Here is a 9,667-nt window from a genome sequence, read left to right on the forward strand (position 1 = left end):
AGCGCAATGCCATCGAGCCGCCGGCAGATGCTCGCGACGAGCGGCGCCTCTTCGGCGCTGAGCTGGAACGGTCCGGAGCTCTGCGCGATGCGCTCGACGAAGAGCTGCGCGGCCGGGTAGGCGAGAACTTCTGCGGCATCGAGACCCTCGCGCTCGGGCGGACAATCCAGCGGAAACAGCCGGAAGATGCGCTCGCCTTCGCTCCGGAACGACTCGCGGCTGGTCGCGAGAACACGAAGCTGCGGCGCTTCGCGAACGATGCGCTCCACGAGCGGGGCCAGCGTGTCCAGCACATGCTCGCAACTGTCGAAGATCAGCAGGGTAGGTCCGGTCTTCAGAAATGTCAGGATCGCCGGCGTCGAATCCTCCGAGTTGACGGTCAGTCCGAGCACGGAGGCGACGGTGGTCGTGACATGGCTGGCGTCGCGTAGTGGACCGAAATCGACGAAGAAGACGCGGCCGCCGAAATCCGCCGAGCGGCGATGCCCGACAGTGACGGCGACGGCGGTCTTGCCGATGCCGCCCGGGCCGACCACGGTCATGAAGGGATAGAGGGTAAGGCCGCTCGAGATCTTCTCGATGATCTCCTCGCGTCCGACCATCTTCGCAAGCGGAGCGGGCAGGGAGCGGGGAGGGCTGATGTCGGCTGAGGCTTGGGCGACCTGCGGGGCCGCTTGGGCGAACGGGGCGACAAAGCAATAGCCACGGCCCGGCACATTGAGGACATAACGGGCGGATTTGCCGGTATCGCCGAGCACCTTGCGCAACGCTGCGACATGGAAGCGCAGGCTGCCTTCGTCGACATTCACGTCGGCCCAGATGCGCTTGACCAGTTCTCTCTTGTCGACGACTTCCCCCGGGCGCTCGGCAAGCAAGATGAGAATATCGAGCGCGCGGCCACCGACATGAAGCGGCTCCCCTTCCTTCTCCAGGAGCCGGGACTTTGGAAACAGTCGGAATGGCCCGAATGAAACGACCGAGTCTTGGTTATTATGAGCTGGCACGTGCCATTGCCCCCGCGACGGGAGTCGAAACGTATTTTATTGTGGTCTAGCAGAACGAGACATCCAGTAAACTGGCCGAAAGCCGCATGGCTGACAGACCTGCGCAGATGGCTTGGGTCGGCTTCGGCTCGTCCCGATAATGCTTGAGACGGAAGGGGTTAGGTCGGCATGGTCCGACCCGTGTCCTTTGTGACGATGCCCGCTGACAGCGTGACGAGACCCATCAGTGCGGCCAGTAGCCAGAACGCCATGGGTAATCCGCCAAGACGTGCGACGAAGCCGACGCCGGCAGGGCCGATCAGGATCCCGGCATAGCCCGCGGTCGTGATCGCCGCGACCGCAAGCCCCGTCGGCATGACGGTTTGCCGCGCCGCCCGCCGAAACAGCACCGGCACGAGGTTCGACGCGCCGAGCCCGATCAGCAGGAATCCGGCGATGGCGACCGCCGCAACGGGCGCCGTGAGCAGGACCACGAAACCGGCGATCGCGATGAGGCTGCCCCAGAGCAATGCCGCGCGGTCCCCGATGCGCGCAACGACGGCGTCGCCGCCGAGCCGGCCGGCGGTCATCGCGATCGAGAACACGATGTAGCCGGCTCCGCCTTGCGCCTCGGTGACGAGACCCGCGCCGATGACGAGCAATGCGCCCCAATCGAGCATCGCGCCCTCGACCAGGAAAGTGATGGCGCCGAGCAGCGCGAGCAGCAGCACCGATCCGTGCGGCAGCACGAACAGCGGGCCTTCCTGCACCTGCACGGAGCGGAGCAGGCGCGGCCAGGTCACGATCATTGCAATCAGCATCAGGACGGAGCAGATCAGCGTGCAGGCCAGCGTGCCGAATTGGAGCGAGAGCAGCGCCGTCATCAGCGCGGACCCGGCAAAGCCCCCGATGCTGAACAGCGCGTGGAAGCCGGACATCAGTGGGCGTCCCGCGGCGCGCTCCACCTCCACGGCGTGGATGTTCATGGCGACGTCGATCGAGCCGAGCGCCGCGCCAAATGCGAAAAGTGCCAGTGCCAGCGTTGCGGGCGAGCTTGCGACGGCGAGCAGGGGCAGCACCAGCGCCAGACCGAAGCCGCCCACAATGATGATCGGCCTGCTGCCGTGGCGCGCGCTGATGATTCCCGTCAGCAGCATCGCGACGACCGAACCGATGCCGAGGCTGAGCAGGAGCAATCCGAGGACGCCGTCGTCGACGCCGAGCCGTGTCTTCGCGAACGGCACCAGCGGCGCCCAGCACGCGATGCCGAAGCCGGCGACGAGGAAGGCGAGCCGGGTCGCAAGGCGTGTCGCCGGACGGTCGGCAGAAGACATGGGAACTCCGGGGAAGCAGGCAGGGCGGCCGACAAGCCCGAGAAATGCCGCAGCTTTATGTCCGAGGCAATTTCCGAACTGTCGCAGGCGATCCCGACAAGCCGCAGGCGCGCGGCGCGCCGGTGCCGCGGAAGAGCGACACTTTCGTAGCCCGGGTGAGCGCAGCGACACCCGGGACATCCTGTAGCCCGGATGGAGCCAACGGGTCGGCGCGAAGCGCCGCCCGATGACAGGCTCCGCGCAATCCGGGGCCGCTCGCGCGGCATCTCGCACTGTCCCGGATGTCGCTGCGCTCATCCGGGCCACGGCACCTTGCTGTGTCGCTGCGCTGTCAATCCGTTTCGCCAAAAATATTCCACTTTACCGAAATTCGGTTTTATCGTATGTGTCGTCCATCCCGGCTCATCCAAGAGGGGCGATCTTGTGTCGTCACGCATCGCGAGCCGGGCCTGCGGTGGACGCGGCAGCGTCGGCACGAGATGGGGCGGGCAGGGCGGGTAGTCCCTGTGAGCTTGAGACCCGCGTGCGGACGAGCGGCGCTGCTAGGTTCGTCTCGCCTGTAAGTTTCGCAGCTCTGTCGACTGGGCTGGGAAAACTGCGGCGAAATGGCGGGCCGTGCGTACGGCAAAACCGTGTGGTCCTGGCCGTCGTTGCTACGGTCAAGTCTTTCGCGAAGGTGCGAGCGAGCCCAACCGGGCAGACTGCATCATCCAATTCGCGGGGCGAGGGAGGCCAGAAGGAAAGTTCGGCTCCCGGGAGATCACGGCATAAGCCGTCCGACCATCGCGCAGGGAAGGCCGAGTGATCGGCACCACCTGTATGCTGCTGTGCGGTTCTTCCTGCGTGTGCATTTCGCGCAGCGGACCGCGGGTGCGAGCCGGCACCCGGCCTTCCCTGCGCCCTCTTGGATTTCAGAGGGGGACGAGACGAAGCAAAGCTCGGGTGGTTCAAGCCGCGAGAATGCGAAGGCATGTCTGTGAGTCGAGCTGTGTGTCACAAATCCGATATCGTAGGGGTGGGCAAAGGCGCTCTTGCGCCGTGCCCACCGTCTCTCTCGGTCGCGAAAGATACGTGGGCACGCTTCGCTTTGCCCACCCTACGACACGGCAGCAGCCACACATTCGGTGTCATCGCCCGGCTTGACCGGGCGATCCAGTCCTCCGAGAGGGCCGTGGTCGAACGGAGAAGCCGCGGCGTACTGGATTCCCCGCCCTCGCGGGGAATGACAGCGTTACTTGGAGAACGAGCTATCGCCTCATACTCCGTCATTGCGAGAAGCCCTTGCGACGAAGCAATCCAGAACCGCCACCGCGGAAAGACTCTGGATTGCTTCCGCCTTCGCCGAGGCTTCGGCGGACAAGTCGCTGCGCTCGCAATGACGATGCGTCGCCGGCAGGCTTTCTCGTGTCGAGTGAACCCACACCGCGCCATGTGATCGTGCGTTTGTGAAAACCCGTGATGCTCGCTTGTGCTGGCAGGTGGACAGCGGCTGCCGGATATTGTAATGCGCTCCTGAACTGGCGGGACACTGTGGCCTGCACGCGGACTTCCACAGAAAGGCCAATCCGATGACCCAGGCAGGCGCCTACGGAGACAAGCTCGGGCAATTCCTGCGTTTGAAGGAAGCGCCGCCCTCCCTGGTCACGCGTTCGCTGCGCAGCGCCGAGCTTGCGGTCACTGAAACGCGGAATGATCGTCCGCTGACCGGCCTGTCCGGCTCGCTCACCGCGGAAGACGCGTTTCTCGTCAGCCTGAAGCTTCGTGATTACCCGGATTGCGAGCTCTGGGAGCGCGGCAAATCTATCATGAAGGCGGACGTACGCGCGGGTACGACCTATCTCTATGACCTCAAGCTCGATCCACGCTATGTGATCGACAAGCCGTTCCACTCGCTTTTTTTCTACATTCCGCGTTCGGCGCTCGACAGCATCTCCGAGCAGTGCAATTCGTCGCGGATCGACGAACTCGACTGTCAGATCGGAATTGGCCACGACGACGAAATCATCCGCCACATCGGCGCGTCGTTGCAGGAAGGCCTGCGCAGGCCGGGCGAGGCCAACCAGCTTTTCGTCGACCACATGATGCTTGCCTTGACCGCCCATGTCGCGCAGGCTTACGGCGGCCTTGAGCGCAGGACTGAGCCCACCCGCGGCGGTCTCGCTCCCTGGCAGGCGAAACGTGCCTGTGAGCGGCTGGAATCCGATCTCGGCGGAAAACTCTCGCTGCAGAAGATCGCGAGCGAGCTCGACCTCTCGGTCAGTCATTTTTCACGCGCATTTCGAACCGCCGTCGGCATGCCGCCGCATCAATGGCTGCTTCATCAGCGCGTGAAGGCCGCCAAGCAGTTGATGAGTGTTCGCGACCTGCCGCTGACGGAGATCGCGATCTCGGCCGGCTTTGCCAACCAGAGTCACTTCACGCGCGTGTTTTCCTCGATTGTCGGCGTCAGTCCGGCCGTGTGGCGCCGACAGATGTCCAGCGCCTCGGGCGCCAAGGCGTGAACCCCCGGTGATGCCGGGCGCCTGCCCGCAGCATCCGCGTCAGATCGCGCAGTCGGTTGTGGTCACATCAGCCGCCGAGGATGCGCCGGCAAGCGTCGACGAAGACCTCAGCGCCGGTGACGATATCGGCATCGGCAGTGTTTTCGGTCCAGTGATGACTGATGCCGCCGATCGACGGAACGAACAGCATTCCGGCGGGCATGACCGTTGCCAGCATCTGCGCATCGTGGCCGGCGCCGCTGGGCATGCGAACGGATCGTCCACCGGCGAGCGCCTTGCTTGCGGCTTCGATCGCATCCTGGAAGCCGGCGTCCATCATGGCGGGCGCACCGGTGCGCAGCTTCGCAACGGCGACGGTGCAGGGACCGCTCGCGCTGGCCTCGTCCGCCATGGTCCGTAGCAGCTGCTCCAGCCGGGCGATGACGGCCGGATCGTCGTCGCGGATCTGGAACAGCATTTCGGCTCCGCCCGGAATGATGCTCGGGGCACCCGGATCGAGCGTGATGCGGCCGATGGTCCAGACCGTGCGAGGGCCGCAGGCAGCCGGAAAACGCTCGTCGATCGCGACGCAGAACTTTGCCAGCGCCAGCCCGGCATCCCTGCGCACCGCCATGCGCGTCGTGCCGGCGTGATTTTGCTCGCCGACGAAATCGATCTGGTATTGCCAGATGCCGACGATGGAGGTCGCGACACCGATCGCAAGCTTGCCGCTTTCGAGCGTGTCGCCCTGCTCGATATGCGCCTCGAGATATCCGACATGCCGGCCCGGCTCGGCGGTGACGCGCGGGCGTCCCGCGAGCCCCATGTCGGCGAGTGCGTCGCGCATGGTGCGGCCGCTGGTTCGATCGCGCGCGGCGTCGATGTCGGCTTCGGTCACCTGCCCGACATAGGAGCGTGAGCCGAGGAAATGGCCGAAATGTCCCTCCTCATCGCACCAGGCGGCGACCTCGACCGCGCCTTTCACGGTGGGATCGGCGTTGAGCACGCGGGCCGCTTCGAGCGCATAGACGACGCCGAGCGGGCCGTCGAGCCAGCCGGCATAGTTCTGGCTTTCCAGGTGCGAGCCCGCCAAGAGCATGGGTCCGGGCTTTGCGCTGGTGCCGAACACATTGCCGATGCCGTCGATCGCGGCTGTGAGGCCGGCGTTGGGCAGCTTGCGCACGAGCCACTCCAGCGAAAGCTTGTGCGGCTCGGAGAAGGTCGGCTTGTGCACGCCGGTCTTGTAGGCGCCGATGGCGCGGAGCGCATTGAGATCGGCGAGAACACGCTCGCCATTGGTGCGGGTCTGAGTGTCAGGCATGTTCGGCAACCTTCAACGCCTCGGTGCGGATCTCCTCGACCAGCCGCTCCTTGAGCTGGACGAACTCCGGCGTCGTCTTGATCTTGTAGGAGCGCGGATGCGGCAGTTCCACATTGATCTCGGCCTTGATGCGGCCGGGGCGCGCGCTCATGACGATGACGCGGCTGCCGAGGAAGATCGCCTCCTCGATGTCGTGGGTCACGAACAGCACGGTTTTCTGGTCGCGTTCCCAGATCCCGAGCAGCATTTCCTGCATCAGGGCGCGGGTCTGGTTGTCGAGCGCGCCGAACGGCTCGTCGAGCAGCAGGATTTTCGGGTCATTCGCAAGCGCGCGCGCAATCGCGGTGCGCTGCTGCATGCCGCCGGAGAGTTGCTTGGGCCAATGGTTTTCGAAGCCGGACAATCCGACCTGACGGATGAAGGCGTCGGCGATCTTGTTCCGCTCCGCCTCGGACACGCCGCGCTCGCGCAGGCCGAAGGCGATGTTCTCGCGCACGGTGAGCCAGGGAAACAACGTGTAGGACTGGAACACCATGCCGCGATCAGCGCCCGGGCCGGTCACCTCGCGGCCGTCGAGTGTGACGCGCCCGCTGGTCGGGCGGTCGAGGCCGGCGACGATGCGGAGCAGCGTGGACTTGCCGCAGCCGGAAGGGCCCAGAATGGTGACGAAGTCGTTGTTGCCGATGGTGAGGTCGGTCGGCTCGAGCGCCTTGGTCGGTGCGTTGCCGTGGCGAGCCGGGAAGGTTCGGGAGACCTGTTCGATCTTGAGGGTTGTCACGCGAGCCTCCACGGAAACAGCCAGGCGTTGAACGCCTTGAACATGAAGTCCGAGAGCAGCCCGATCAGGCCGATCACGATGATGCCGAAGATGATTTGCCCGGTGTTGAGCAGCGCCTGGCTGTCGGTGATCATGTGGCCGATGCCGGAGGACGAACCGATCAGCTCGGCGACGATGACATAGGTCCAGGCCCAGCCCAGCACCAGCCGCAGGATCTCAGCGATCTCCGGCGCGGAGGAGGGCAGCAGCACGCGGCGGATGATGCCGCGGTCGCTGGCCCCGAGCGTATAGGCCGCCTCGACCAGATCGCGCCGGGTGGCGCCGACGGTGACAGCGACCATCAGGATGACCTGGAACACCGAGCCGATGAAGATCACGAGCAGTTTTTGCAATTCCCCGATGCCGGCCCACAGGATCAGGAGCGGGATGAAGGCGGAGGCGGGCAGATAGCGCGCGAAGGAGACGAACGGTTCGAGGAATGCTTCGACCGGCTTGTAGGCGCCCATCAGCACGCCGAGCGGCACGGCGATGATGGCTGCCAGCGCGAAGCCGCCGACGACGCGCCAGATCGTCATGCCGATGTCGTAGACGAAGCCCTGCTTGGCCAGGAGGTCATAACCTTCCTGCACCATGGTCAGCGGGTTGGCGAGAAAGGTTTTCGACACATGGCCGCCGAGCGTTGCCCAGGACCAGAGGGCAACGAACAGCACGAAGAACGCAAGGCCATAGGCTACACGCTGCTTCGACGTAACGGGGTCCAGGGGACGCATCAAACTGTCTATCCGGGCGTTGAAAAGATTTGCCGGCCCCGCCGCGAGACGGGGCCGGCGGCTCTCGAGAGGCTTACTTGATGTAGCTCGCGTCGAAGAGGTCCTCGACCTTCGGCGCGGCCTTGATGATGCCGATTTCCAGCAGCAGGTCGGCGGCCTCCTTGTTGAAGGTCAGGAAGTCGCCGGCGAAGAATTTCTGGTTCGCGGCCTTGTCCTGCCAGCGCAGATATTTTGCCGAGTTGCCGAACTGCTCGCCGGTCTGCTTCACGTCGGCACCCATGATCTCGTAGGCCTTGGCCTGGTCCTTCGCGATCATGTCGAGCGCCTCGAAATAGCTGTCGGCGAGCGCCTTGGCGGCCTTGGGATTCTCGGTGAGGAACTTCGGCGTGCAGCCGAAGGTGTCCATGACCATCGGATAATCCAGCGTGGTCGCGATGATCTTGCCCTTGTCGGGCGCGGCGCGCACCGTCGACAGATACGGCTCATAGGTCATCGCCGCATCGTTCTGGCCGGAGACGAAGGCCTGCGCGGCCGCGGCCGGCTCGAGATTGACGACAGTGACGTCCTTCACCGACAGGCCGTTCTTCTTGAGCATCCAGGCCAGCGCGAAATACGGCGAGGTACCGGGCGCGGAGGCGGCGACGGTCTTGCCTTTCAGGTCCTTGATGGCGGCGAGATCGTTGCGCACGGCCATGCCGTCGGCGCCATAGCTCTTGTCGAGCTGGAAGATCTGCTTGGTCGCAACGCCGTTGGCGTTCCAGGAAATCCAGGTCTCGACCGTCGTTGCCGCGCACTGGACGTCACCGGAGGCGATCGCGAGGTGGCGGTCCTTCTGCGGGATCTTCTTGATCGTGACGTCGAGGCCGTTCTTCTTGAAGATGCCCGCCTCCTTCGCCAGCGTCAGCGGCGCAAAGCCGGTCCATCCGGAAATGCCGACGCCGACCTTGACGTCGTCGGCGAGCACGGGAGTGGAGGCCGCGAGGGCAATGATTGTCGCAAATATCGTCGAACTACGCATGATTGTCGTCCTCTGCCGATCGATGGATTGACGTCCTGTTGATCTCTTCATGTAGCGTTGCACGATTTGTGCCGACATTTTCTCTCAGCCTCCCTTGAATCGCGCGACAAGGCGGTGAGAGTCACCGGGATAGAGCAGGCGCACGGCGGTGATCGTGCGCGCGCTGCGCCAGGTGTAACGGTCGATCACGAGGCAGGGGGCGCCGACGGCGATCGCCAGCGCGTCCGCTGCGTGGTCATCCGCAACGATGGCGCTGATCGTGTGCTCGGCCTCCGTCCATGGAACATGATGAAGCAGCCACGAGCCGGGCGGCTCGCGCGAAAAATCCGCGGTCGCGGCATCCGGCACGGATGACAGGTCGATCAGCCTGTCCTCGACGGCGAACGGCACGTTGTCGGCGCTGTGCCGGCAGGTGATCGCGACCACCTTGCCGGCCTTCCTCACGCCGAGACGGTCACGGTCGGCCGCGGTCGCGGCGCGCAGCTTGCGCTGGATCAGCTCATAGCCGTAAGCGCGCCCCAGCGCAGTGATCTCGGCGCGGATGTCGGCGATCTTGAGGACCGCGGATTGATGTTGCGGTCGGCGCACGAACGAGCCGGCGCGCCGCCGCCGCTCGATCAGATCGGCCTGCGCGAGCTCCGACAGCGCCTTGTTCACCGTCATGCGGGAGCAGCCGTAGCGCGCCACCAGCTCGTGCTCGAACGGAATGCGGTGGCCCGGCGGCCATTCACCGGTCAGGATGCGCTTTTCTATGTCGGCACGAATTCGCTTGTACAATGTTGGTTGGTCGGCTGTATCGGTGGCGAGGCTCATGCGACAAGCCTCCGCACTGTCGCGTTGAAGCGTTCGCGTGCGGCCTGTCGCAATCCATGCCGGCCGCCTTCGACCACCTTGCGGCCGCCGGCCCAGACGCAGTCGATCGCGCCGCCGCCTGCAGCAAAGATCCAGCCGTCGATGGCTGCATCGCCCTGTCGTCCCGCGAG

The 9,667-nt window shown here is 65.0% G+C and carries 8 protein-coding genes and 1 pseudogene; 1 reads left to right on the plus strand and 8 read right to left on the minus strand.

Features of this window, described 5'->3' with window-relative positions; all coding sequences use genetic code 11:
* On the minus strand, positions 1-1,004 hold a 1,004-nt coding region (locus tag MOV74_RS21305), incomplete at its 3' end, for a winged helix-turn-helix domain-containing protein (protein WP_246926353.1).
* Between the two features lie 158 nt (positions 1,005-1,162).
* On the minus strand, positions 1,163-2,317 hold the full coding sequence (locus MOV74_RS21310) for an MFS transporter (protein WP_246926355.1): 1,155 nt from the start codon (positions 2,315-2,317) through the stop codon (positions 1,163-1,165).
* Between the two features lie 1,568 nt (positions 2,318-3,885).
* On the opposite strand from MOV74_RS21310, the gene MOV74_RS21315 reads away from it, so the two are divergent.
* Positions 3,886-4,818 (plus strand): AraC family transcriptional regulator, encoded by a 933-nt coding sequence (locus tag MOV74_RS21315; protein ID WP_246926357.1) that lies wholly within the window; start codon positions 3,886-3,888, stop codon positions 4,816-4,818.
* 67 nt (positions 4,819-4,885) lie between these two features.
* Here MOV74_RS21315 and MOV74_RS21320 read toward each other — a convergent pair whose 3' ends face one another.
* From MOV74_RS21320 to MOV74_RS21345, 6 genes and pseudogenes are all read right to left on the minus strand, one after another.
* Complete coding sequence (locus MOV74_RS21320; protein WP_246926360.1) at positions 4,886-6,118, minus strand: Zn-dependent hydrolase; 1,233 nt, start codon at positions 6,116-6,118, stop codon at positions 4,886-4,888.
* The gene (locus tag MOV74_RS21325) at positions 6,111-6,896 is read right to left on the minus strand and encodes an ABC transporter ATP-binding protein (RefSeq protein WP_246926361.1); all 786 of its coding nucleotides are present in this window, start codon (positions 6,894-6,896) and stop codon (positions 6,111-6,113) included. Before MOV74_RS21325 ends, MOV74_RS21320 begins: the two co-directional genes overlap by 8 nt.
* Positions 6,893-7,666, minus strand: coding sequence for an ABC transporter permease (locus MOV74_RS21330; protein ID WP_246926363.1), 774 nt, complete (start codon positions 7,664-7,666; stop codon positions 6,893-6,895). Before MOV74_RS21330 ends, MOV74_RS21325 begins: the two co-directional genes overlap by 4 nt.
* Positions 7,667-7,739: 73 nt before the next feature.
* A complete protein-coding gene (locus MOV74_RS21335) occupies positions 7,740-8,684 on the minus strand; it encodes an ABC transporter substrate-binding protein (protein WP_246926365.1) in 945 nt (314 codons plus the stop codon).
* Positions 8,685-8,768: 84 nt separating this feature from the next.
* Positions 8,769-9,497 carry a histidine utilization repressor gene (gene hutC / locus MOV74_RS21340; RefSeq protein ID WP_246926368.1) on the minus strand — a complete coding sequence of 243 codons (729 nt, stop codon included), beginning with the start codon at positions 9,495-9,497 and terminating at the stop codon, positions 8,769-8,771.
* Positions 9,494-9,667 (minus strand): annotated as a pseudogene (locus MOV74_RS21345) (formimidoylglutamate deiminase); the annotation flags it as partial. The pseudogene MOV74_RS21345 and the gene hutC, both read right to left, overlap by 4 nt.

Source organism: Bradyrhizobium sp. SHOUNA76 (assembly GCF_023006445.1).
Lineage (GTDB): Bacteria > Pseudomonadota > Alphaproteobacteria > Rhizobiales > Xanthobacteraceae > Bradyrhizobium.

What these genes read in the sequence shown, in the direction of transcription:
- MOV74_RS21310 (WP_246926355.1), bottom strand. Translation starts at nt 2,317, where the DNA reads ATGTCTTCTGCCGACCGTCCGGCGACACGCCTTGCGACCCGGCTCGCC.
- MOV74_RS21315 (WP_246926357.1), top strand. Translation starts at nt 3,886, where the DNA reads ATGACCCAGGCAGGCGCCTACGGAGACAAGCTCGGGCAATTCCTGCGT.
- MOV74_RS21320 (WP_246926360.1), bottom strand. Translation starts at nt 6,118, where the DNA reads ATGCCTGACACTCAGACCCGCACCAATGGCGAGCGTGTTCTCGCCGAT.
- MOV74_RS21330 (WP_246926363.1), bottom strand. Translation starts at nt 7,666, where the DNA reads ATGCGTCCCCTGGACCCCGTTACGTCGAAGCAGCGTGTAGCCTATGGC.
- MOV74_RS21335 (WP_246926365.1), bottom strand. Translation starts at nt 8,684, where the DNA reads ATGCGTAGTTCGACGATATTTGCGACAATCATTGCCCTCGCGGCCTCC.
- hutC (WP_246926368.1), bottom strand. Translation starts at nt 9,497, where the DNA reads ATGAGCCTCGCCACCGATACAGCCGACCAACCAACATTGTACAAGCGA.